Consider the following 25,007-nt stretch of genomic DNA (forward strand, 5'->3'; position numbering starts at 1 on the left):
GAATTTCAGCTCCGCGACACCTGGAATCCCTTATCCGAGAGTGACATTTCTACGAACCTGGCTCTCGGATTCGGTACATTCAGCGTCAAGGTCTCACGGATGCGCAGGGCTGCCTGCGGATCCTTAGCCACCATATACAGATAACCTCCCCCACCGGCTCCCGGCAGTTTATATCCTAAGGTATAGTCTTTTATCTGACAGATGATGTCCTCTACGGCAGGAGGATTTGTTCCACTGTCCAGTGCCTTCTTCTGCATCCATGTCTTGCCTACCAGTGTTCCGAAACTCTTGAAGTCATTCCGTTGAATGGCTTCGGCCATATCCAAGGCATGTGCTTTCATCTCTTCTAATAACCCCAGGTGCAGGGAAGAGTTGAGGAACATGGAGCGTACTATTTCTGCAAGGATGCCCTTGGCTGTACGCGTAATGCCCGTATAATACAGCAGATGGCAATCTCGGTATTCCGGATGGGTAAACAAATGCTCGGGCAACCAGCGTACCAATGGCTGCTGGGCAAATCCAGCCTCCGTCTGCAACAGTTTGATACCTTGCAGTACCCCACCGTATTGGTCTTGCCAACCGCCACCGGTCGTCAGCAACTGTTCCAGGGCAAGCGTACGGCGGCATATTTCGTTCTTATCCCACATCAGTCCGCAAAAGTCACTCAATGAACCCAAGACAGTAGAAGCCAAAATGGAGCTTGTGCCCAGACCGGAACCTGCAGGTATGGCAGAAAGCAATGTAATCTCTATACCTGTGCCGAAGGCTTCCAGTTGTTTTTCCAGCGAAGGATAAGCCGTTTCTGAAAAAGCCGGAACAAACCCGGCCAGCGCCAATGCTGCTTTGGGAATGGAAAAGGGGGAACCTATCATGCAATAGGATTGCAATTCCTCAAAAGTATTCACCACCTCCATGGCTCCCATATCAATGGAGCGCAACACGATGCGATGCTCCGCGCAAGGTTTGATGTACACTTGTAAAGGCGGCTGCCCGTTCAGTTCAATGGCAATATTCACCACACTCCCACCGGCAAACAAGGAGTAAGGCGGAGTGTCCGTCCATCCTCCCGCCATATCTATGCGTACGGGGCTACGCCCCCATACAATCTGGTCACTATACACATTCAGGCGAGGACTGCTCTTGCGTTCATACAAATCAGTCAGCAATCCTTCGCGCAACAAGTTGAATGCGGCCTGCTCATCTGCCTTGAAGTCCCTTCCGTCCAGCTTCTCAATCTGTGCACGCAGCATCCGGTTATGGATACGCTGCATCAGCGAGGCATCTGTCGGCAACACTTCCGGCTTGTCAATGCCGAATTTATGGAATTCACCGGCCACATCCATCAAGTCGAGTTGATAGAATACACTCTTTGCATGGTTGCGTGCCAGCACTTCCCAGTTTCCTTTGCAGAAGCTCTCCCGCTGTGCATACAGCAGACGCAAGTCGGCTTGTGCTGAAATTTCGTCGGCGGACAACCGACGACTTTCCAGCCAGACAGCCTTTCCTTCCGTCAAGCCCGGTTCGGAAACCATCCATCGAAGCACTGTCCCCATCTGCTCTTTATCTTCCACAACCGGGAAGATGGCAGCAGCCTGCAGGTCCTCTTTTCTGCCGGTGATGTCTTCCACCGACAATTCCCGTTCGACCAGCCATTCCGAAAACGACATTCCAAGGAACAGTGTCTTTTCATCCCGAATATCCCCCTTAAAAGTATCGTCAAAACCATAGGGGCGTACTGCCCAGCGCTGGTCGGCAAGCGGAACTATATCAATGCAGATACCGTCTGGAATGGTCAGCCTCCAGTCATTCTTGGGAACACCCGTGATAATCTGCCGTGCCCCCAGCCGCCAAGAAGCCCCAACAAAGCTATTTTCAATCCAAAGACTGTCGTTCTTCGGAGTAAGGGGGAGATGCACTTCTGCATTCTGCACAAAGATGGCCGGATTGGGCTTCAACTTCCGGTGCATAATCTGGCGCTGGTCGTAGACCTTATTCTGTAAGGTGACGGTTGAAGACAACAGTTCGCGGCTTGTTCCATAATGGTAGAATTCGCCTCCGGGCAAAGGCAATATGGCGACGGAGAGGCTATTCAGCTCTTCATCCTCAATACGGGGATGATTTCCTAAGGACAAGCCAAAGTCAGCATACAAGTCATAGTATTTCAAGTCGGAATATGGCGTATCCACGTCCAAAGCCCCATCTGCCTTCTGCGAACGTTTCATCAGCAAGTCAACGGCCCGGTCGCTCAATAGCCAGATGCCGATATCCATTAAAAAGAGATGTGTCTTGGAGAGGTTTTCCAATTCCTCCAGAGAGGGTTTCTGAAGCATGAAGTCCAAGGATTCCGGCTGATTCCGATCCGAGACAAACACACCATGATGTGTAGCGAGCAACGGGTCTACCCACAATCCGTAGCACACCACATCTGCATCGGGAATCTCTTGAAGCGGCTTTTCCGCACGGATATACACATCACCGCTGGCAATCAGCGTACGCAGCCTTTCGGGAGCACGCTCCATAATCTTTTCGTAAAGTGGGAGTTGAAGGGATAATAAATTCTGTCCCAGTTTTTGTCCACGCGCCCAGCGAAACACCGGAATCGGGGTCAATATCTTGCCCGACGGTGCATATCCCGGTAAACGACGGCTTTGTCCTCCGGCATGCAGCAGAATACGCTTCTCTGCTGGAAGGCTTTTCTCTGTTGGAATGCACTTTTCTGTTGGAATACGCTCCTCCGCCAAATACTTCCTATCCCGTTCCTTCTGCCATTCTCTCAAGAGCCAGGTAGTTCCCCCGCCCGAGCCAAGTTTCATTCCCACCGGGTCGGAAGTACAAAACCATTTCGTACGGTCCACATTTTCCAGTTCATAGAATGCCGACACCAGATTAGGCGGCAAAGACAATAATTTCTGCATATCAATTGCTGTATTGCTTACTATTTGACAGCAAAGTAAAACAATATTGGGCAATTGACATAAGTTCTAACAATTTTTTCCGAAAATAATTCCCTTATTTTGTTTTACGAACATAATGAGGAATAAATAACCAGTTTATAACCATGCACAATCGTCTTTTCAATGTATGATACTCCATATGGTCAAAAAGATAATTTTGAAATATTCTTTCACTGACCGATGATTGATATATTTCATATTATACTGTATCTTATCCGGTAAAATCCGTTCTACATACGCTTTATCCGCATCATCAGCCTGCCCAAGTATAGTATTCTCATCAACATATTCTATGGAAGCATAATCTGTTATTCCAGGACGAACAGAAAGTATTTTACGTTGTTCATCCGTATATAGTTCTACATACTTTCGGACTTCCGGACGTGGGCCTACTAAACTCATATCACCTTTCAGTACATTAAATAACTGAGGTAGCTCATCTAATTTATATTTGCGAATAAAATATCCGACCTGAGTAATCCGAGGATCCCGTCCACCTACAGTTATCAAACCTTGCTTATCAGCTCCTATACGCATTGAACGGAACTTATAGACGTAAAAATCCGTCCCTCCACGTCCCACACGTAGTTGTTTATAAAAACCACCACCTTTACTTTCCAATCGGACGGCGAAATATAACACAAGAAATACGGGGAAAAGTAGAATTATTCCCAAAAGAGAAAAGATAAAATCAAGAAAGCGAATCATCACTCAGTACCTGCAACTGTTATATATGCGGCCTTTACAACATTAATAATGAAGTTCAGCTGTTCCTCATCCAGCTGAGGATAAATAGGCAAAGAAATTTCCCCCTTAAAATTCTCATAAGCTTGAGGATAGTTTTTTATGTCATATCCCAAGGATTTGAAAAATGAAAGCATCGGCATCGGAATGAAATGCACATTGACCGCTACTTCCGCCTTGGCTATTTCATCAATCATACGGTCACGCTGTTCTTCCGTAAAATTCTTGATTCTTAATGCGTAGATATGATAGGAGCTTTCCTTTTCACCATCTACCGAAGGAGGAATTATAGCCCAATCGTAATCTGCAAAAGCTTTGGAATAAGTATTGAATACCCTTCTACGTTCCTTCAGAAGAGCAGGATACTCTCGTATCTGAGCCAGTCCGATAGCCGCATTCACATCAGCCATATTTATTTTCATTCCCAACCCCACAATGTCATAACGCCAACCACCGGCTTTCGACTTTGAAAAAGCATCTTTTGTCTGGCAATTCAGACTCATCATATGGAGCTCCTTATAAAGTTCCGCATTGTCAAAGGGAGCAGGCAAATTAAGGCAAATGGCACCACCTTCCGCAGTTGTAACATTCTTCACCGCATGAAGTGAAAATATAGCAATATCCGTTTCACAACCCGTTCTTTGATTCCTACTGTAATATGCTCCCAAAGAATGTGCAGCATCATTCATAACCAAGATACGCCCCAATCGTTCTTGTACTGACGATGTCGGTTGAAACATGCCACGTATATCCGGTTCATTCACCAACTCCATGATGCGCTCATAATCGCAAGGAAATCCTGCAATATCAACCGGGATTATAGCCTTTGTCTTTGAAGTGATGGCATTGCGAATAGCCTCTACTGAAATATTAAAGTCTTTTCCAGAGTCCACCATAACCGGTTTTGCACCAGCGTGGAGTACAGCCAGAGCAGTAGCACTATAGGTATAGGCCGGCACAATCACCTCATCCCCAGAATGAACACCCAGCCAACGAAGCATCATGATAGCTCCCGATGTCCACGAGTTCACACACAGCACTTCTTTTGCATTGGAGAAAAGTTTTATTTCTTCCTCCAATGCTTTTACTTTCGGACCGGAAGTTATCCAGCCGGAACGTAATGAATCAACCACCTCACTGATGACAGTGTCATCAATGTAAGGAGGCGAAAATGGAATTTTCATGATTAATGTATATTTAAATAGGAAAGAATGCTACAAAAGGGCATCATATAAGATTTCTATAGGATGATAAGCTTGCCTGCCTGTACCATCCTTTATCTGTTGCCTGCAACTCGTACCAGGAGCAGAGATACAAATTTCAGTTTCAGCTTGCCTAACAGCAGGAAATAATGACTGCTCTCCTATCTGCATGGACAATGCATAATGTTCTTTCTCATAACCGAAAGCCCCGGCCATGCCACAGCAACCGGAAGGAATTATATCAACCTGATAATTTTCAGGTAAAGCAAGCATCTCCTTGGAAGGTTCAATGGAAGCCAGTGATTTCTGATGACAATGTCCATGCAATTTTATGTGTAAAGGAAAATCTGTAAATTGTTCTTGTGTTATATTTCCCTTATGGATTTCTTTCACAATGAATTCATCATACAATAAACAATTAGCAGCCAGCCTACGGGCATCTTCCCGGGTATTTTCATTGACTAAATCCGGATATTCATCCCGAAAAGCCAATATACATGAAGGTTCTATACCTATTAAAGGAGTTTCTTCAGAAATAATCTCTTTAAGTAAAACTATATTTTTCTCAGCTATGCCTTTAGCCCTTTTCAAGAAGCCTTTAGACAACTCTGTACGTCCACTCTCCACATGCTTAGGGATAATCACCTCATATCCTAAAGTACGCAGCAGTTTTATGAACTTTATGCCAATCCCCACATCCGTGTAATTGGTAAATTCATCTGCAAACAGATACACTTTACCCTTATCATGGGTTTTATTATCCGGATGCTTTATCATCCAGCTCCGCAAAGTCATTTTATAAAGCTTCGGAATAGAGCGTTGAGGAGCAAACTTCAATATCCGTTTAATGAGTGAAGACGTAAATACATTTGAGATTATTGCATTATAGAGCCATGGCGCTGCCATACCCAGCTTTTGCATACTTGTCAGATTGGCAATTAAACGCGAGCGCAATGGAATATGGGCATTGTCATAATGATGTTGCAGGTATTCCGCTTTAAAACGGGCCATATCCACATTCGAAGGGCATTCTGACTTGCAAGCCTTACAAGAAACACAAGTATCCAAAGCGGTCAGAATTTCTTCCTGATTAAAAATATCCTTCTGGAGCGGATGTATCAAAAGTTCACGTAGTGTATTGGCACGAGCACGCGTAGTATTTCTTTCATCTCTTGTAGCGCGATAAGTAGGACACATCGTACCGCCCAATAAGCCTGATTTACGACAATCCCCGGAGCCATTGCACTGTTCGATGGCACACAGCCATCCTTTCTGCCGAGAATAATCAAAATAAGTATCTATTCCTAAATCCCACTGTTCATAACGCAAATTAGCATCCATCGGAGGAGTATCCACAATTTTGCCCATATTGAAAATATGCGGAGAATCCCATATTTCCTTTACCTCCTTCAAAAGACTATAAACTTTATCTCCCAATAATAAAGGAATGAATTCACCACGTAAACGACCATCCCCATGCTCACCACTCAAAGAACCTCTATGTTTCTTTACCAATTCAGCAGTTTTGGTAGCTACCGTACGGAATAACTTCCTATCTTTTTCTTCCTTTAAATTCAAAACTGGACGGAGGTGTAACTCTCCGGTACTGATATGGGCATGATACACACAACTCAAGCCATAACCGTCAAGCATCTTTTTCATATCTGCAATGTATGCAGGAAGACGCTGTGGGGCCACAGCCGTATCTTCTATAACAGATACAGGTTTAGCACTCCCCGGCATTCCGGAAAGTAAGCCCAACCCGGCTTTTCGCAAGCTCCAAACACGACTGATATCCTTCCCATAGACACGTGGGTAATGAGTTCCATAATTATGTGCTCTTAAATCAGCCTCTATTTCGTTAGCCTTCTTATCTACCTCTTCACGGGTATTTTCTGCTAACTCAATAATAAGTATGGCAGCCGGATCTCCCTGAACAAAGAATCTGTTCTTGTTTTGTGATATGTTCCGTTTACTTAATTCCAAAATTGTGCTATCCATCAACTCAATGGCTACAGGATTATGCTTCAATACCACAAGATTGGCAACAAATGCTTCCTCCAAAGTTGAACAATGCACACATACCACAGCTTTTTCTGTTGGTGGCAGAGGTACTAAACGCAATTTTAGCTCAGTAACGAAAGCCAATGTACCTTCTGAACCAGCCAGCAATTTACACAAATTGAATGGTTCCTGACTATTAGAGTCAAAATAATCTGAATGCAATAATTCGTCGATGGCATATCCGGAGTTCCTTCTGCGTAAAGAGGTATCAGGATAGTTATCCACGATTTCTTTCTGATTTTCCTTATCTGACAGCAACGTTATCAGCCGATCATAAATAGAACTTTCCAATGAAGCTCCTGCACGTATGCTATCAACTTCCTTGGGGGATACCCCTTTCAAAAGAGCCTCAGAACCATCACTTAATATGACTTTTGCCTCCAACAGATGATCACGTGTACTGCCATATACCAATGAATGAGAACCACATGAATTATTACCGACCATTCCTCCCAAACAACAACGATTGGATGTGGAGGTTTCAGGACCGAAAAACAGTCCGTATAGTTTACAATAAAGATTTAACTCATCCAATACCACTCCGGGTTGTACCCTAACCCAACGTTCCTCCGGGTTTATTTCCAAAATATGATTCATATATTTGGAAATATCCACTACCAGTCCTTTCCCGACTACCTGCCCCGCAAGAGATGTACCTCCTGCACGGGGAATCAAATTAATATGATTTCTGGAAGCGTAACGTACAATCTCCTGTACATCTGTTTCATCTTTAGGAAATGCTACGGCAAGAGGTGTCTCCCTATATGCAGAAGCATCGGTAGAATAAAGAATACGATGAAGTAAATCTGTCCTTACTTCACCATGAATATGTAAATCTTTAAAATTCATTCAAATAAAGAAGCTAAAAAAGCAATTATAAAAGTTGTAAACTTTCCAAGATTTTATTTCCTGCATCTCCATTTCCATAAAGTCTATTTTCAAACCCCGTTTTAGGAGCATCCACCAACAGAGCATACGTATCTTCTATCATCGCTTGATTGCTTCCTACCAATCTGTTAAATCCATTGTCAACAAGTTCCACCCACTCTGTTTCATCACGCATAGTCACACAATATTTACCAAAGAAATAGGCTTCTTTTTGCAATCCACCACTATCAGTCATTACCAACTCACAATTCTTTAAAAGCCAAACCATCTCCAAATAGCCAACAGGCTGGATAAAGCATATATTAGAACAGGAAAAATCATATCCTATTCCTATCAATTTGGCTTTAGTACGGGGATGCAGCGGCAATACCACCTTACATTTATCAGATATATTTTCTAAAGCCATAAAAATATTCTTCAGACGTCCCAGATTATCCGTATTTTCAGCACGATGTACTGTACATAAAACAAATTTATCCGGTAAGTTGCTGTTTGGTTTTCTGCATTTATCCGCATAAAACAATGCAGCATCTTGCATTACATCTCCATTCTTTACTATTTGGCATCTAATATTGCCATATCCTTCATTGACCAGATTTTCAGTAGCTTTATCAGTTGGACAAAATAGAATGTCACTGATACGGTCTGTCAAGATACGGTTTATCTCTTCCGGCATATCCATATTGAATGAACGTAGTCCCGCTTCTACATGAGCCACCTTGATATGAAGTTTCTTTGCGGCCAATGCACCGGCAAGAGTAGAATTTGTATCTCCATACACTAACACCCAATCCGGTTTCTCTTCTATCAGAACCTCTTCTATTCTCTCCAACATCTGCCCAGTCATAGCACCATGACCCAATCCATTTATGTTTAAATTATAATGCGGTTTAGGTATGCACATCTCTTCAAAAAAGATATCACTCATGTTAGAGTCAAAATGCTGACCTGTATGTACTATAATCTCTGTTACGTCTTTAGAAGCTGCAAAAGCACGACTCACAACCGCAGCTTTTATAAACTGAGGACGTGCCCCAATAATTGTTACTATTTTCATTTCTTTATAAGATTATTCATTATATCGAAAAAACGCTTTCCCAACACTTGATAAGTATGATTCGAGAGAACAAATTTTTTACCATTCTCTCCTAATCTTCTTCTTTCTTCTTCTGGCATGGATTTTAACGCCAAAATAGCCTTACTAATTTCACCGACGTTATCCGGTTCGACATCAATGCCACAATCAGCCTCTCCAACCAAATTGTTCCCGGCATCTATTGCCTGTATAATTGGTTTTGCAGCCATCATATAATCAAACATTTTATTGGGACTTATGCCAAAACGAAATAAAGACTGCTTTTGCAAGCCTATATAAAGCACATCCATTTCTTTCAGCAAATTAGGTATCGCCAATTTATCGATAGTTGGAAGAAAGTAAACATTTACAATTTCTTTCTTATGTGCATATTTTATCAAATTTTCTTTTTCCTGTCCTCCACCGACTAAAACAAGTACCACATTTTGCTCCGCGAGAGACGAAACCGCATCAATCACAGCATACAATGAATTTGCAATACCATGAGCACCGGCAAAACCAACTATAAACTTTCCTTCTTTCTGAAATCTACTCAATAATAAGCCATGTTCTTCCGGAATCCCCTTAGGGTTATTCCAATCAGATAAAACAATGCCATTAGGTACATAATGAAATTTACCTTTTCCCAATCCATGCTCTCTCATGTGCTCCTCAGCCTTAGGTAACATGGAAACGACAGTATCTACATATCTATAACAGTCATTCTCTGCCTTTTGCATAATTTGGATAAAGGGGTGCTTTTTAGAATATCCACCTAGTTCCATGGGGGATAATGGCCATAAATCATGTACTTCATAAATGAGTTTTGCATGATAATGCTTGGCTATTTTATAAGCAGGATAAATATCTAAAGGATAAGTAGAAGACGCTATTACAATGTCAGGTTCAAAATTCCTTAAATACTCTACAAAATAATGGTAAAGTTTGAATACAAACAAAAACATGGAAAAAATCCTTCCTACTCCATTCCCTTTATATCGATTAACCGGAATCCAACAATATTCAACATTATCTACGATTTCTCTATACTCACAAGGTTGTTTTTTTCTTAAATGCGAAAAAGAACCTCCTACAATTCGCACATGATGTCCTGCTTTCTGCCACTCCTTAGCCATATAATAAGGACGAAATTCCATGCCTAAATCAGGACTACCTGCATAATGATTAATAAGAAGAATATTCATAAAGTAATTTGATTATAAAAGCAATGGTAGTTTTTGTCTGCATTAAACTCATTCTGATAACATAAAATAGTAGATATTTTCAGAATATCCATCTTATTCATAATATCCGAAACTGTTTCATTAAAAGCAGCCTGATCAATATTAACTGGTATTAAGACACCAGTTTCATCATTTACTATTTCAGCATTTCCTCCTACATTTGTAGCAATAATAGGAATCCCAAAACTGATAGCTTCCATAATTGAAACCGGAATCCCCTCTGATAAACTCATATTAACAAACAAATCAAAATCATTCATCATATACAATTGTTTTACATCCGAATTACTGATATAACCAGTCAATATTACATTCAGGTTTTTCGATTTATTCTCTATTAAAGCCTGTAATTCCCTCAATAATGGTCCGCCCCCAATATGAGTCCAACTGATACAAAGCTGCGGATGAGCTACACAAAAAGAATTTATTCGTTTAAAAATGAAATCCACCCGTTTGACAGCAGTCAAACTTGAGCATGAAATAAAAGAAATATCTGCCACTTTCTTTACTTTCTTATTATACTGTTCTTTTGTCGATACTCCCAAATGACTTAAAAATATCTTTTCAGCATAATTTGGATAACATTTTTGCAAAAATATCTTACCTTCTTTCGCTACACAAAACACTCCTTTTAAATAGGCCAACGCTTCTTTTCTATAAGGAATATAAGAACCTATTTGTCGCTCATAAACATCATATCTATGAGCACGAGTGTAAAGCACAAAATCTCGATAATACTCATCTTTCTTTATTCTCCAACCTAATCCCAAAGGTGTATGATTAAACCAGTAACTATAAAAAACACTACCTTGTTTAAAAATATATTTATGAGATGATAAAAAAGAGCTTATCCAAAAAGAACCATACAGATACTTAATTCCTTGATAAAATTCATTGGGAGAACGTGGTCTATCTTTAATCCATAACATTTTCCAAAAATGCAGACTAAATAGCATCAAACAAGCGATATATATTTTCTTTATAAAACTCGTATCAGCCAATGAATTACAAATTTCGACATTTGAAGGTACACACCGACAAACCTTCTTTCGATGAAGAGGCAATACGACAATATGTAATCCCAAATTTCCAGCGACGCGCATCTCTTCCTCTATGAAAGTTTCTGAGTTTATTCCATAAGGAAAAGTATTAGTAAACAAATAAACCGTTTTCATCAAGATTCTCAATTAGCATAAACCTATGAATGTAGACTTTCAATCACAGTCAAACATCGTTTTTCCCACGTATGCTCTAAAGCTATTTGTTTTACCTGTTCTCTAAGCAAAACAAGATCTGTCTTATTATCCAGTATAAACAAAAGCTGTTTTTCTATATCTTTTGCCGTATAATTACAAGTATAACCTATTTTTTTTTCAGATATAAAATCTCCTGTCATCGTATGATTAGTTCCTAATAGTGGACAACCATATCCCAATGATTCAAACAATTTATAAGGAACTGCAAAATTTAAATATTCCACAGGATTTATTAATATACAAAACAAATCTGTTTGGGAAAACATTTTTTTAACTTCTTCTTTTGTACCATGCACTATTCGAACATTTAAAGGAAGTATCCCATATTGTGTTTTTTCCCTCTCCCAATCATCTTTCCTACAACATATTGTTAGATGAACTTCAGGAATATTACCAACAGCTTTTACGAATTGTTTCAAGTCATATACTCCTCCAATACCTCCAACATATAACAAACTCAATTTCTTGTCCTTGTGAGTAAGGTTTTCTTGCAAAAAATCAACGTTTAATCCCGATGGTAAAGCAAAAACAGGCATATTCAATTTTATAGGAATATAATCAAGCATCTTTGTTGAGGGAAGATATAATACATCAACCAATTGCTTATATCTCAACAAATCATAGCGATAAAAATATTTGGCGATATTTTTTTTTATAGAGGAGCCATAAAGTTCAAATTTCCAATAAATATCCCGATAAAATAAGCCAATTTTAATTCCGTGTTTTCTACAAAATGAAAAAAAAGAGAAATCTAAAAAGGGGTGAGTAGGACAATGATGCTTTTCAGTCAATAAAGTTGGCATTGTCGAGGATTCGCTATACAAGAAATCATAAGTTACACCTTTTCTAATATTGTGTTTTATTTCTTTTATTCGTTTTTTACGTTGAGAAGCATTTCCTTCAATTAATATGACTTCGTAACCTAATCTTTCAAATGCTTCAATCATCTTGACAGGACGAATTGAACTTGCAGAAGCCCGTTCCCGATTAATTCTCATGGGAATATGAAAAATCATCCTCTGTATACTCTTCTCCATTTCTTTTTATTTTTATAAAACGTTTTCAATATTAAATAAATGAAAACAAGCAAAAATGCATTTCTAAAATTTATAATCGGATATATACAATCCGATACTGATCCACGTGGAGCATATAATAACCCTGAAAACATTAGCATCCCCATCACGGCAATAAAACCACCCTGTCTAAACCATTTATGCAACTGTGACAAAAGGATTCCGAATACAAAATTCACCACAATAATTCCGACATATCCAAAATCAACCCATGCCTCTGCTATATATGAACTTCCCAACCCACCTCCACCTAAAAAACGTTGAGGATCTACCAAATAAGTAATCGTTGCTCCAAAATTATTATTATGATAAACAGCTTCTAATTCCTGTGACTTATAAAAAGGAAACAACCCGAAAAAATTGCTAACAGGATTATGTTTAAGCTCCTGTATAATAGGTCCGAATGTATAACTGATATTCGTTTCAGGATACGTCCCCTCACACTCTTTTGCATAACCGATGACATTTACACTAACCCCTTGACCTTGAAAAAAACTAATTGCCGAATCAAAAATATTTTTTGATTCATGATCTAGCTCATTTCGTATATACCCGAACGCAAGTAAAAAAGAAAGGGCAAAAGGAGTTATTATACCACAAATAATATATTCACGTTTGCCAAACCATACCTTACCACCAGAATTTACCGTATTTCTCAGAATCAAATAAGCAATCAAAAAGCAAAATGCTAAAACGACTCCGTTACGCTGTCCGTACCCTAATGATAAAGTATTAATTAATAGAAATACTAAAAAAGGATATTTCAATTCCCGTTTCGAAGGCATAGTCGATAAATACAAGAAAAAAAACAAATTAAATGAACTACCTATAAACCCAATGAAATGAGGAAGTCTAGAACTGAAATCTGTATAATAACTCAAATAAGAATTAGACAGAACAAACAACATTTTTTCAATATTGATACAACAAGCAGCAACTGCACATACATAAAGAAAAGGCAAAAACAGTTTTTTCCGGAATTTTACAATGTCCGAAGCATACTTAGTCCTTTCTTTTTGCTTAAACCACACAATCCGCTTATCTTGAAACATATAGAATCCAACAAATAAAAAAAATAAACTTAAATACAGGGAAAACAAAATATGATTTATAATCTGCGGAGAACTAAAATTTAATCCTTCTTCTGACTGTAATTCACCGAAAATGGGAGAAATAAACAATCTACTCAATAAAAAAGTAAAAAATGTAACATTAAACAGAGCAAATACATATCGTTTATTTAGGTCTGCTATTGCATAGATCATACTTAATATCCAAACCGAAAATATAGCTCCTAATGAAAAAAGATACACTTGATACAATAAACCTATTACGAAACTGAAAAGCCCGAGAAATAAGAAAAAGAAAAGATATGCCGTTCGTATTCTCCGCATATAATTACTTTGACAACAAATATCTGTACAAATAAAGATTAGACACAAGACCAGACAATAAAAACACCGACAACGTACTTATTGCCGCCCCGATACTTCCCATCCAATATATTAGAACCACATCTGCTATGATATTAAAAAGCCCCATAGCAACCGTAATATAAAAATTCACTTTAATTTTCCCTAAAGAAGCCAATACATTTCCTCCTGGAATCCGCAAAGAGGCTGTAAAGAAATAACCGATCGCCAAAACAATAAATATGGATACGCAGTCCAAATACTCTTTGCCAAAACAAATCTGAACAATCAACTTTGAGAAAAAAATAAGAAAAAGAGAAATACACAAATTTAATCCCAAACAATATTTTAGTAATTTCATATAATGGTTGCGCACCCAATTCTTATCATTTTGATGATTGGCAAAGTAAGGATAAACAAACGTCATTATAGTCGAAGGAATAAACGTCAAAGCAAAAGGGATAAGTGTAGCTGTCTTATAAGATGCTAGAACATTCATATCTTCAGTAATAACCCCAATAAGAAAAACATCAATAATATAAACCAAAAATGATACCCCATTATTGAACATTGAAACTAATGAAAAACGATTAAACTCTGATGCCTCCTCCTTTGTTATTACAACTCTTGCATCACACCATATCCACCCACCTCTTTTTAAATAAACCATTCCTGCCCCAATACAACCTAACAAAGCAATATAAGTAAAAGCAAAAATTCCCTTCACACCTAAAAAATATGCTCCAACTACAGTCCCTCCCATAACCAATACTGTATTCAAAGAAGTATATAAAGAATAAAATTTGTTATTTCGAAGTACTAAATTATAAATTTGGAAAATCTCATAAATAATTGTAAAGACAGGTATAAAAGAAATAATCACAAATAAAATACTTGTAGAAGAATCTTTGACAAATAACAAACCAAATAATCCGATTCCAAAAGCCAATATAATATTTGCGATCACTCCCCTTCTTAAACCGTATTTAAAAAATGCGTACATCAAAGGAGAATTCCTATACACTGAACCATATTGCAACAACCCTGAAACGACTCCCAAACCGTTCAATAACAAAAAAAAAGACAAAATATTTTGGACATAAGCATATACCCCATATTCTCCCTTTGATAAAATGCGGACTAACAAAATAGTTCCTGAAAAAGAAATGATTTTATTAAAGACATTCGCACCAAACATATGCATCAAGCCACGTTGTGCCAAATTCTTAATAAGAATTACCGTATTATTACGCATAAATCTTTCTCGCAGCAAGTATTGTCAAAACCTGTAACTTCTCAATCACACTCCCTTGATTAAAAAGCATCATAGAGTCCGCTTGTAACTTCTTGTATCCATCTAATAAATGAATATGTTCCTCATAATAAGTGTTAACAAAGTTCCTTATTCCAGGATTTGTAGCATACCAAAATTCAAAAGGATTCATATCACGCTTATTATGGCTAAAATGGCGACTTCCAATTATGTGCAAGCCTCTGCGAAATCCCCCTTGAACAAGCTGCATCAATTTCTGAAAAATAAAAAAACGAGTCCTTTGCTTACGAGTAGATTGAATTTTACCCGCCATCGGATATTTTTTATTAATCCATGTCCAATAAAGCCTGTTATATATACGCAAACATTTAGGGATAGAAAAACAAATATCTATAAACTCTGGATCAATAAAAGGAGAAACAGCATATGTATAATTCGAACGAATATAATGAGTTGATAATGCACCTTGAAAACCACGAAGATAAAGAGACATCAATTCATGGCCCTCATATCCCGAAACATTTATATCTTCACATGAAACCCTATTGGAATATTTAATTCCATTCACATCTATTGTATCTTCGCGTAAGGATTTTAAATATCCTCCTCCTACAATCAAATCCCCCAATTGCCCTGTATGTTCTAAACCCAAGACTCTAAAATTCAAAAATTTCAAAAACTGATTTCCCCCGGTAATTCCCGCATAATATCCCATGCCAAAATTCTTTTTCGTAACTTCCTCCACTTCTCGCACAAACGAAGCTTCATCCAAATACTTTACATAAAATTGGTTACCCAAAAAGTGGGCAACATCTTTTGCATATTGGCAATCCAGACTAGTTGATTGTGAATAACAGATATTAACAATATTTCTATAACCCATATCATGAGCAACCCAAGTTGTCATTCGAGAATCTAAACCACCACTTAAATCCACCAAATGATATTTATATCCATACTCCGTATCTTTGTCAAAACAACGTTTAACAGCCTTTCTGAAACCTTGATCAATTAACTCTATCGCCTCGTTCATTCCCATATCTATTTTTACTTTATAGGAAAAACGATGCCATTCCTTGATATTCATTCCTTTCTCACTCACAAACAAATACTTTCCAGCTCTCACCCTCTTCACCTCTTTTAAGAATGTAGAATCATCTACCATATAACCGAAAGAAAGCAATTGGTAAGCGGCTTTATCCGAAAACGAATATACCATTCCATTCCGCTTTAACTCTTCATATACCAAGTTAAATTTATTACTAACTACAACATTACCATCCACTCCTACATAATAAAAAGGAGCACTATCACCCGTCTGATTTCCCCAAACAATAAGCACTCCAGTTTCTTTATTACGATAAAATCCATTGAATGGGCCTATAAATTCTTTAAAAAAAGTAAATTCATCTTTTTTTAATAATAAAAAAAGTAAATCCTCAAGAGTTGTAACCTTATATTTTGCGAACAGCTCCGACTTATTTAAAATCACCCCATCAGAAACAATAGTAATCTTCTCGTTATCACAATAAAACTTATCATCCTTAAATCTATCATCAAAATTTACCTTCACCCGGACAATTCCATTTTTTCCCGACAACATAAACATCCAACCTATCGTCTGCTTTTCCATCTCTATATATCTTTATAAAGTCCTTAAAGTCAAAACAACTCATTCAATATTCGCACAAATTTGCTATAATTCACAGAAGAATTATATCTTTCTTCCCACATTTCTCTAGCATGTTTTCTTAAAGTCTGATAATCATTATCTACCATACAAGCAATAGATTTCAAACAAACACTCAAATCTCTATTCAAGAAATCTTTATTCAGTAATAAACCATTATACCCATTTTCTACAATTTCTCCCACTCCACCCACGTTGGTCGCAATCACAGGAATGCCAAAAGATGAAGCCTCCATAATAGAAACAGGAATACCTTCTGATTCACTAACATTCACAAAAATATGATAAGAGTTTTCCTTATATAATTTATAAATATCTGTAGATGTCAATTCCCCCAGCAAATTTACTTTTATATTCTTAGGTAGTTTTTCTATATCTAATTCCAACCTCTCTTTTAATGCTCCTCCACCAATATGTGTCCATTCAATATTTATATCAACTATTTGTTGCAATGTTTCTAATATCCTATGAACCCTCTTGACTGGCACAATCCAAGAACAAGATACCAATCGAAGTGTTCCTTCCAAATGTACATTACTTTTAATTCCATAATCAAAAGTGCCCAAACGAGAAACTTCTAGTTTACAACTCTTAGAAATAAAAATATTACCTTTTAAATAATCCAAGCCATGCTTAGATATTGGAAATATAACATCCAGGTAACTTGATAAATAGAATCTCAAAGGTAAATAATTAGAGATATACCTATCTGCATATAAATCATACCCATGACACCGAGCTACTGCTCTTGCTGAAAACTTTTTCTTAAAACGAACTGCAGCATAAGCTCCATGATGCAGCCAATAACTATAACAGACCGTATCATGTCCTTCAATTTTATTAGATATATTCTTTGTTAGAAAAATAAACACCCTTTCACCTAAACCAATAAATGCAATCAAAGAATGCAGTCTCGAAAAAAAATAATTTCTTTCTTTTAGCAAAAATAGTAATTCTTCATAAAAGACTTGCCTGAGAAGAGAACGTAGATACCAGATTATTTTATTACATCTACTCAATTTAGGCATTTGATAAATGCTAATATTATTAGGGATGTTCAAAAAGCGCTGTGGACAAACATTATCTATAGAAACAACGTAAACAGGATAAAACTTGCTATAATAGCGAATTTCATTATCTACAAAAGTTTCTCCTTTACCAAAAGGGAAAGAGTTAGTAATTAAAACTAATGCTTTTTTAGCCATTACAAGATAGCAAACTATAGAAAGATAAAATATTAAAATTAGGGGGACGTAATTTAAACTGTGTCAATCTTTGCATTTTTCTTTTTATCAGTAGATTACTACTTGTATTTATATTGATATTCAAGTGTTTATCCGAAGTAAAATATGATTTACTCAATGGATTAAGAACTGACACAGCTTGAATTATGACCTCTATAAATTATAAAGCAAAGCAAAAGTGCCCCCCTTTTTAAATATCACTAGCATTTATTCTGATAATCATTAAGCAGATTCTCATGGTCCCACATCTTTTGTCAAATCCATAAAAAAATCAAATACTCCAAAACAAACATCCTATCTAGTAGGTAGATTTCTCTCAAAGTTTTTCCCTCTCTTCCCGATTAGCTTTGCGCAATGCGAAAAATTCGTCAAGCAACATTAATTTTTCTATGGAACTCATATCAGAATAGTAATCAACAAAGGAAACACATACTTAAAGCAATAATCCAAAACGCCTTAACATTTTAGGCGAAGCATCTTCATAGCTAATCACAGCACCTTTAATCAGTTCGAGGTCATCTTGCATAATGATACCTTTAGCTTTATCGTTCCCAAACAGTTCTTTAAAACGCTTACCAGTAATCGTTTTCAAATCAGAACAATCTACAAAACGATCTTTCTCTTTTAGAAAAGCATATTTCTTTGCAGACAATTGATAGTGCATCTGTTGCCGTCTTAGAGGCAAATTAGGATTTATTTTTGTGTCTATAATAACAACTCCTATGGCATTTCCATCTAAATCATGTCCCAAGACAACAAAATATTTATTGCGGCCATCATCTCCCGGATTCTTACCCTTGATGTTCTCTTCTTTCCCCAAGTGCATTCTGAACACCTCACCAACAGATACATTGGACAGCAACATGCGTTCTACCGTTTCTTGCGGTAAAAGGTCTTCAAAGGTTCCTTTCTTCATCTGCCCTGCAAATAATCGTCAATCTCAGATTGTTCTTTCAGATATTCTACAAATCCGGAAGTTGCGCCTCCTGCCTGAGCCATCAATAGCGGATTCATAGGTGATGCACTCCTTGCATCCCATGCCGTTTGCCAAGCTACATCATGCGAATCTTTGGACAATTGCTTTGCATCCTTCTGCAAATTTTCTTTTATGGAAGCATCCAAACACGCAAGGTCAGCCTTACTCAACTCATCCATATCCGGTTCTTCGGCAGCTCCTATAAAATAGTAACATTCTGCATTTCCCGGTTTTAATGAATCCGCTAATTGCTGCAACAAGGAACCTTTTACAGCATGAGCCGAATTTGTTGCAACCTTCACGGCATCATACAAAAAAGAAGGAACAGGACCACGCTCCAACGCACAGAACGTATCCTTCACCAGATGCTTCCCGTAAGTAGCATAATGTTGGCGCTCCGCAAAATATAGAATTTTGAACAAATGGATGAAATCCAACTCGCCACATTGCTTTAAAATATAGAGAGTAACAGCTTTTAATTTCAACATGTCATCCGTAGTCATCATTATATCCTCCTATTTTTCACCAAAGAGCAAAGTTCACTCCTCTTTTTGTATTTATATCTACCGCAAAGATAGTCTTTTCACTACAAACTCCAATACTTCAACGAATGAATCTTATCTCTATACATTCCTTTAATATCCACAAGCACCGCATGATCGTACGTCATACCCTTGAAGTATTTATCATCCAGATTCTTGTATTCATCATGAGCCACAGCTACAACCACTGCATCATAATTATCTCGCGGTTTTTCCACCAATCGGAAACCGTATTCTTTCTGAACTTCATCACTGTCTGCGTGTGGATCAACCACATCTACATCGCACCCGAAGTCCCTGAGTTCATTAATAATATCAACAACTTTTGAATTACGGATATCCGCTACGTTCTCCTTGAAAGTAACCCCCATCACAAGGACACGGGCACCAAGTACACCCTTGCCTAATGATATCAAACGCTTTACGAGCTTCTTAGCGATATATCCGCCCATACTGTCGTTTATATAACGGCCCGCACTGATTATCTGGCAATGATATTTCAACTCGCTGGCTTTCTGAACCAAATAATAAGGGTCGACGCCGATGCAGTGCCCTCCTACCAAACCCGGATAGAATTTCAAAAAGTTCCATTTGGTTCCGGCAGCTTCCAACACATCGTAAGTATTGATACCTATACGGCTGAAAATAATGGAAAGCTCATTCATCAAGGCAATATTGACATCACGCTGAGTATTCTCAATAATCTTTGCCGCTTCAGCAACTTTTACATTCGGTGCACGATGGACGCCCGGTTTTACTACAAGCTCATATACTTTGGCCACAACATCCAAAGCTTCTGAATCGCAACCAGAAACAATCTTAATCGTGTTGGGCAGAGTATGCACCTTTTCTCCCGGATTGATACGCTCCGGAGAATAGCCGTATTTAAAATCTATGCCGGCTTTCAATCCGCTTACCTCTTCCAAAATGGGAAGGCAGTCGTCTTCCGTACAGCCCGGATAGACCGTAGATTCATAAACTACATAATCACCCGGTTTCAAGGCTTTAGCTACTGAACGGGAAGCACCTAACAACGGGGTCAAATCCGGCTTATTGTATTTGTCAATTGGAGTAGGAACGGCTACAATGAAGAAAGAAGCTTCCTTCAACTTCTCAATAGAGGAAGTAAACTCTATATCTACATTTTCAAAGGCTGAACCATCCAGTTCCCCACAAGGATCAATCCCCTCGCGCATCTTTGCCAAACGTGACTCATTTATATCAAAACCAATTACTGAAATCTTCTTTGCAAATTCCAGAGCAATGGGCAAACCTACATAACCTAAACCGACCAATGCCAGTTTAGCCTCTTTATTTACTAACTTATTATACATAACCTTCAAACAAAATTAAAAATTAAAAATTAAAGAACTAAAAATTAAAGTTTAGCAACCTTACCTTCTTTCAACCGATAACGTTCCTTACTCTCCGGACAAACTGCAACCCCATCTTCATCAAAGTCAAGCCTATGACCGTATTCACTCATCCAACCCATCTGACGGGCAGGATTACCAACCAATAAAGCATAAGCAGGAACAGTTTTAGTAACTACCGCACCGGCACCGATAAATGCGTATTCACCAATATCGTGTCCACAAACGATGGTGGCATTGGCACCAATAGTGGCACCTTTGCCAACATGAGTTTTGGCGTACTCGGATTTACGGTTGACAGCACTACGAGGATTGGTAACATTGGTAAAGACACAAGAAGGACCTAAAAAAACATCATCTTCACACGTCACACCAGTATAGACTGATACATTGTTCTGAACCTTTACATTATTCCCTAATACCACATCTGGAGAAATCACCACATTCTGACCGATATTGCATCTTTCTCCAAGCACACATCCGGACATGATATGACTATAATGCCATATCTTTGTACCCGCACCAATCCGGCAACCATCATCGATGGTTGCTGTTTCATGAGCAAAAAAATCTTGCATAGGTGTATTTATTTAAAGAAATCTTTTATGCTATCAATAACCAAATCCTGCTGCTCAGTAGTCAGTTCGGTGTGAACAGGAAGGGAAAGAACGGAATATGCCAATTTTTCAGCATTATCCAAAGACTCTGCAGCACGTGTTATTTTTTGGAATGCCTCTTGTTGCTGTAAGGGCAACGGATAATAAATCATACTAGGAATACCGGCATCTGCCAAATGCTGTTTCAAGGCATCACGTTTACCATCTAATACCTTCAAAGTATATTGATGATAAACATGAGTACTTTGAGGCAACTCTTCCGGCGTAATGATGCCTCGCACATCCTTCAAATGTGAAGTGTAATATTGTGCCGCTTCACGGCGAGCAAGGCAATATTCATCCAAATGTTTCAATTTGGCGTTCAAAACCGCAGCTTGAACAGTATCCAGACGAGAATTACATCCGATAACCGCATGGTGATACTTTATCCGCTGACCATGATTGGCTATCATACGAAGCTGTTCGGCCAATACATCATCATTGGTAAGGATTGCTCCTCCATCACCATAACAGCCCAAATTTTTTGAAGGGAAAAATGAAGTACATCCTATATGACCAATGGTACCGGTATGTTTCTTAGTGCCATCGGAAAAAGTATATGTAGCACCGATGGCTTGTGCATTGTCCTCCACAACATACAAGTGATGTTTTACAGCAAACTGCATGATAGGCTCCATATCACAAGACTGACCGAAAAGATGTACCGGGATAATAGCCTTTGTCTTCGGGCTTAGCGCCTTTTCCAAATTGGCAGCTGTCACATTAAAAGTGGCATAATCTACATCCACCATCACAGGAATCAAACCTAAAAGGCCAATCACCTCTGCAGAAGCAACATACGTAAATGCAGGCACTATAACCTCATCTCCCGGTTTCAAGCCTAAAGACATCAATGCTATCTGAAGAGCATCTGTCCCGTTACCACAAGTTATTACATGTTTACAACCGGAATAAGTTGCCAGATTGGAAGCGAATTCTTTTACTTGAGGGCCATTAATAAAAGCAGAAGTTTCAATGACTTGCCGAATACCCGTATCCACTTCCTTTTTTATCTTTAAATATTGACCATGAAGGTCAACCATTTGAAGTTTCATATCCATAACCATTTCATTCTCAAGAATTATTTACCACCCAAATGGATGTTTGGCTAAAGGCAGTTTTGCCAAAGGATGGTAGTCACCTTTCAAACCGATGGGTTCTGCATGACGAATATCATACACGATATTGATTGCATTACGTGCATCCTCAATACCAAAACCTTTACCGGCAAGAATATCCTTATAGCTTTCAGTGTGCAATTCCGTAAAACCTTTGCTGAATTCAAATTCTTCACCGTCAATATTGATTGTACGATAAGTAAGCTTCTCCCCTTGTACTGCATTTTCAGGAAGATTGTCTGAATTTATACTTAAAAAATAACGGACACGCGCTCTTTCCAACTCCAGATATCCTGCTGCACGGTCATGTGTATATACATGAACAATATTCTTCTTTACAGGACCAAACACCCATGAAAGCATATCATAAAAATGCACGCCGATATTGGTCGCAATTCCCCCACTCTTGTGTACATCACCTTTCCAGCTTGTATAATACCAATTGCCACGTGAAGTGATATACGTCAAGTCCACATCATAAATTTTATCTTTAGGACCGTTCTCTATTTTCTTCTTCAAATCAATAATAGACTGGTGCAGACGAAGTTGAAGTATTGTATAAATATGGTGTCCGGTTTCTTTCTCCACTTCTTCCAAGGCATCCACATTCCAAGGATTCAAGACCAAGGGCTTTTCGCAAATCACATCAGTCCCCAAACGCAACCCATAACGCATGTGTGCATCATGAAGATAATTAGGAGTACAAATAGAGACATAATCAACTTGCTTGTCAGTACCTTTCAGTTTCGTACAGTGACGGTCAAACAATTCATGTTCGACAAAAAAGGATGCTTCCGGAAAAAAACTATCCATAATCCCAACACTGTCAAATTTATCATAAGCCGCAACCAAGCGGTTTCCGGTGTCCTTGATGGCACGCAGATGACGGGGAGCAATGTAACCCGCCGCTCCAATTAATGCAAAATTTTTCATTGATTATAATTGTAATATTAAGAACCTGATAGATTTGCGGAAATTTATTCTTGCACTTCTTCCCACGGATATTGATTCTCCTCGAAATTTCTCAATTCTTCTATTATTTCCTTCTGTTCATCCGTTAAGTCTGAAATATTCCACGTTTCAATAAGTTGATGTGCTTCATGAGCCAATTCTTCATCATACGTTTCACTATATCCCCATGTCAGTAAACGCATTTTTAATAAAGATGCCGGAAGTTGACTCATAATATTGTAGATACGATCCAAAATAACCTGTTTTTTCCGCTCCTTATCTCCATTATCATAGATAGTGGCATTATACCCCATCAGCAGAGCAAGACACAGATTTCCCTCTTCTTCAATATCAGAGCTTTGTTCGGAAAATAAAGAATCGGAACGGGTCAGAACTTCTTTATTTAAACGACAGAATTCATCAGAATAAATAGGACTACCATTCGTATCCAAATACATAAGTTCATGAGCCATCCGTTGAAGCTCAAGAGCACGGGAAAGTAAAGAATTCATCTTTATATTGATTTTTTATTATTTATCGGGAAGAAAAAATATCTTTCGAGAAGATTAGGATGACAGAGAGTCGCTTAGTCATTAATTGCCTTCAGATAGGATTTGGGTACTTTAATGCTTGCTACTAAAACACCCGTAATGCGGATAACAACATAAGTCTTGTTGGCTTCTGTGGCGATTTCACCTTCAATGCCGCTAAACTCCCCTTTGACAACTGTAACCTTTTTGCCAACGGTAAGAGGTTCATTGTCAAAACAAACACCTTCGGGATTCAAATCCATGACGAACATGAAATCCTGCATTTGTTTATCGGGAACAACCAGCATGGAATGAGTGGAAAAATCCTTCATATAGAAAACCTGAACACCATAAACATTATGTATGTCACAAGCAGACTGTTTGGTGGCATGAATAAAAATCAATCCACGGGCAACCGGAACCACGCTACGCTTCCGACGGTACTTCAACTGTGAGATTACAGTTCGAGTGGGAAGATAACACTCCACATCAATACCTTCCTCCAAATTAAGATTTTCGATACGCTTCTTAACTGCAAATTCTTGTTTGCTTAGTGTACGGGCTGCGAACCAATATTTCTGTGTTTCAACCACTTGGAGAAGTTTAATAAATAATCGGAAGTTTGTTTTGGGGTACGCTTCGCGGTCCGATTGAGTCATTTACTCTTTCGAACCGTATCTGCAGACAAGTGCTTATAAAACGTTGTCACCGAACGAATTAGAAGTAGAAAAGCGTTCAA

The 25,007-nt window shown here is 38.4% G+C and carries 20 protein-coding genes; all 20 read right to left on the reverse strand.

Annotated features, from left to right (window positions below; all coding sequences use genetic code 11):
• Positions 1 to 5 precede the first annotated feature (5 nt).
• Positions 6 to 2,915, reverse strand: coding sequence for a bifunctional fucokinase/fucose-1-phosphate guanylyltransferase (locus NQ510_RS16225; RefSeq protein ID WP_005831224.1), 2,910 nt, complete (start codon positions 2,913 to 2,915; stop codon positions 6 to 8).
• A 159-nt stretch (positions 2,916 to 3,074) separates the two neighbouring features.
• A complete protein-coding gene (locus NQ510_RS16230; protein ID WP_005831225.1) occupies positions 3,075 to 3,662 on the reverse strand; it encodes a sugar transferase in 588 nt (195 codons plus the stop codon).
• Entirely contained in the window at positions 3,662 to 4,882 is a 1,221-nt protein-coding gene (locus NQ510_RS16235) for a DegT/DnrJ/EryC1/StrS family aminotransferase (protein ID WP_005831226.1), read from the reverse strand. Before NQ510_RS16235 ends, NQ510_RS16230 begins: the two co-directional genes overlap by 1 nt.
• A 30-nt stretch (positions 4,883 to 4,912) precedes the next feature.
• A complete protein-coding gene (locus NQ510_RS16240; protein WP_005831228.1) occupies positions 4,913 to 7,813 on the reverse strand; it encodes an FAD-binding and (Fe-S)-binding domain-containing protein in 2,901 nt (966 codons plus the stop codon).
• 25 nt (positions 7,814 to 7,838) lie between these two features.
• Entirely contained in the window at positions 7,839 to 8,909 is a 1,071-nt protein-coding gene (gene wecB, locus NQ510_RS16245; protein ID WP_005831231.1) for a non-hydrolyzing UDP-N-acetylglucosamine 2-epimerase, read from the reverse strand.
• Complete coding sequence (locus NQ510_RS16250) at positions 8,906 to 10,132, reverse strand: glycosyltransferase family 4 protein (RefSeq protein ID WP_005831233.1); 1,227 nt, start codon at positions 10,130 to 10,132, stop codon at positions 8,906 to 8,908. The genes wecB and NQ510_RS16250 overlap by 4 nt, the downstream gene beginning before the upstream one ends.
• On the reverse strand, positions 10,129 to 11,346 hold the full coding sequence (locus NQ510_RS16255; protein ID WP_005831235.1) for a glycosyltransferase: 1,218 nt from the start codon (positions 11,344 to 11,346) through the stop codon (positions 10,129 to 10,131). Before NQ510_RS16255 ends, NQ510_RS16250 begins: the two co-directional genes overlap by 4 nt.
• A 23-nt stretch (positions 11,347 to 11,369) precedes the next feature.
• Complete coding sequence (locus NQ510_RS16260) at positions 11,370 to 12,464, reverse strand: glycosyltransferase (RefSeq protein ID WP_005831239.1); 1,095 nt, start codon at positions 12,462 to 12,464, stop codon at positions 11,370 to 11,372.
• Complete coding sequence (locus NQ510_RS16265) at positions 12,440 to 13,897, reverse strand: O-antigen polysaccharide polymerase Wzy family protein (RefSeq protein WP_005831241.1); 1,458 nt, start codon at positions 13,895 to 13,897, stop codon at positions 12,440 to 12,442. The genes NQ510_RS16260 and NQ510_RS16265 overlap by 25 nt, the downstream gene beginning before the upstream one ends.
• 4 nt (positions 13,898 to 13,901) lie before the next feature.
• Entirely contained in the window at positions 13,902 to 15,170 is a 1,269-nt protein-coding gene (locus tag NQ510_RS16270; RefSeq protein WP_008664796.1) for an oligosaccharide flippase family protein, read from the reverse strand.
• Positions 15,163 to 16,821: an asparagine synthase-related protein gene (locus tag NQ510_RS16275; RefSeq protein WP_117878504.1), complete on the reverse strand. Its 1,659-nt coding sequence runs from the start codon at positions 16,819 to 16,821 to the stop codon at positions 15,163 to 15,165. Before NQ510_RS16275 ends, NQ510_RS16270 begins: the two co-directional genes overlap by 8 nt.
• A gap of 29 nt (positions 16,822 to 16,850) precedes the next feature.
• Entirely contained in the window at positions 16,851 to 18,083 is a 1,233-nt protein-coding gene (locus tag NQ510_RS16280; protein WP_005831256.1) for a glycosyltransferase, read from the reverse strand.
• A gap of 472 nt (positions 18,084 to 18,555) precedes the next feature.
• Entirely contained in the window at positions 18,556 to 19,038 is a 483-nt protein-coding gene (locus NQ510_RS16285; protein ID WP_005831258.1) for a hypothetical protein, read from the reverse strand.
• Entirely contained in the window at positions 19,035 to 19,604 is a 570-nt protein-coding gene (locus NQ510_RS16290; protein ID WP_005831259.1) for a Panacea domain-containing protein, read from the reverse strand. The genes NQ510_RS16285 and NQ510_RS16290 overlap by 4 nt, the downstream gene beginning before the upstream one ends.
• An 80-nt stretch (positions 19,605 to 19,684) precedes the next feature.
• The gene (locus tag NQ510_RS16295) at positions 19,685 to 20,974 is read right to left on the reverse strand and encodes a nucleotide sugar dehydrogenase (RefSeq protein ID WP_005831261.1); all 1,290 of its coding nucleotides are present in this window, start codon (positions 20,972 to 20,974) and stop codon (positions 19,685 to 19,687) included.
• A gap of 44 nt (positions 20,975 to 21,018) precedes the next feature.
• On the reverse strand, positions 21,019 to 21,591 hold the full coding sequence (locus NQ510_RS16300; protein WP_005831263.1) for an acyltransferase: 573 nt from the start codon (positions 21,589 to 21,591) through the stop codon (positions 21,019 to 21,021).
• A gap of 8 nt (positions 21,592 to 21,599) precedes the next feature.
• Positions 21,600 to 22,736, reverse strand: a complete 1,137-nt coding sequence (locus tag NQ510_RS16305; protein ID WP_005831265.1) for a DegT/DnrJ/EryC1/StrS family aminotransferase — start codon at positions 22,734 to 22,736, stop codon at positions 21,600 to 21,602.
• 18 nt (positions 22,737 to 22,754) lie between these two features.
• The gene (locus NQ510_RS16310; protein ID WP_005831267.1) at positions 22,755 to 23,720 is read right to left on the reverse strand and encodes a Gfo/Idh/MocA family oxidoreductase; all 966 of its coding nucleotides are present in this window, start codon (positions 23,718 to 23,720) and stop codon (positions 22,755 to 22,757) included.
• Between the two features lie 44 nt (positions 23,721 to 23,764).
• Complete coding sequence (locus NQ510_RS16315; protein WP_005831269.1) at positions 23,765 to 24,250, reverse strand: UpxZ family transcription anti-terminator antagonist; 486 nt, start codon at positions 24,248 to 24,250, stop codon at positions 23,765 to 23,767.
• A 74-nt stretch (positions 24,251 to 24,324) separates the two neighbouring features.
• Positions 24,325 to 24,861, reverse strand: a complete 537-nt coding sequence (locus NQ510_RS16320; RefSeq protein WP_034526121.1) for a UpxY family transcription antiterminator — start codon at positions 24,859 to 24,861, stop codon at positions 24,325 to 24,327.
• Between the last annotated feature and the right edge of the window lie 146 nt (positions 24,862 to 25,007).

Origin of the sequence: Bacteroides uniformis (assembly GCF_025147485.1) — a bacterium.
GTDB lineage: Bacteria > Bacteroidota > Bacteroidia > Bacteroidales > Bacteroidaceae > Bacteroides > Bacteroides uniformis.

Bases quoted from the DNA above. Each gene is read 5' to 3' on its own strand.
- NQ510_RS16255 (WP_005831235.1), bottom strand. From the start codon at position 11,346: ATGAAAACGGTTTATTTGTTTACTAATACTTTTCCTTATGGAATAAAC.
- NQ510_RS16260 (WP_005831239.1), bottom strand. From the start codon at position 12,464: ATGGAGAAGAGTATACAGAGGATGATTTTTCATATTCCCATGAGAATT.
- NQ510_RS16240 (WP_005831228.1), bottom strand. From the start codon at position 7,813: ATGAATTTTAAAGATTTACATATTCATGGTGAAGTAAGGACAGATTTA.
- NQ510_RS16230 (WP_005831225.1), bottom strand. From the start codon at position 3,662: ATGATTCGCTTTCTTGATTTTATCTTTTCTCTTTTGGGAATAATTCTA.
- NQ510_RS16280 (WP_005831256.1), bottom strand. From the start codon at position 18,083: ATGGCTAAAAAAGCATTAGTTTTAATTACTAACTCTTTCCCTTTTGGT.
- NQ510_RS16265 (WP_005831241.1), bottom strand. From the start codon at position 13,897: ATGCGGAGAATACGAACGGCATATCTTTTCTTTTTCTTATTTCTCGGG.
- NQ510_RS16285 (WP_005831258.1), bottom strand. From the start codon at position 19,038: ATGAAGAAAGGAACCTTTGAAGACCTTTTACCGCAAGAAACGGTAGAA.
- NQ510_RS16270 (WP_008664796.1), bottom strand. From the start codon at position 15,170: ATGCGTAATAATACGGTAATTCTTATTAAGAATTTGGCACAACGTGGC.
- NQ510_RS16235 (WP_005831226.1), bottom strand. From the start codon at position 4,882: ATGAAAATTCCATTTTCGCCTCCTTACATTGATGACACTGTCATCAGT.
- NQ510_RS16305 (WP_005831265.1), bottom strand. From the start codon at position 22,736: ATGGTTATGGATATGAAACTTCAAATGGTTGACCTTCATGGTCAATAT.
- NQ510_RS16250 (WP_005831233.1), bottom strand. From the start codon at position 10,132: ATGAATATTCTTCTTATTAATCATTATGCAGGTAGTCCTGATTTAGGC.
- NQ510_RS16225 (WP_005831224.1), bottom strand. From the start codon at position 2,915: ATGCAGAAATTATTGTCTTTGCCGCCTAATCTGGTGTCGGCATTCTAT.
- wecB (WP_005831231.1), bottom strand. From the start codon at position 8,909: ATGAAAATAGTAACAATTATTGGGGCACGTCCTCAGTTTATAAAAGCT.
- NQ510_RS16300 (WP_005831263.1), bottom strand. From the start codon at position 21,591: ATGCAAGATTTTTTTGCTCATGAAACAGCAACCATCGATGATGGTTGC.
- NQ510_RS16315 (WP_005831269.1), bottom strand. From the start codon at position 24,250: ATGAATTCTTTACTTTCCCGTGCTCTTGAGCTTCAACGGATGGCTCAT.
- NQ510_RS16290 (WP_005831259.1), bottom strand. From the start codon at position 19,604: ATGATGACTACGGATGACATGTTGAAATTAAAAGCTGTTACTCTCTAT.
- NQ510_RS16295 (WP_005831261.1), bottom strand. From the start codon at position 20,974: ATGTATAATAAGTTAGTAAATAAAGAGGCTAAACTGGCATTGGTCGGT.
- NQ510_RS16310 (WP_005831267.1), bottom strand. From the start codon at position 23,720: ATGAAAAATTTTGCATTAATTGGAGCGGCGGGTTACATTGCTCCCCGT.
- NQ510_RS16275 (WP_117878504.1), bottom strand. From the start codon at position 16,821: ATGGAAAAGCAGACGATAGGTTGGATGTTTATGTTGTCGGGAAAAAAT.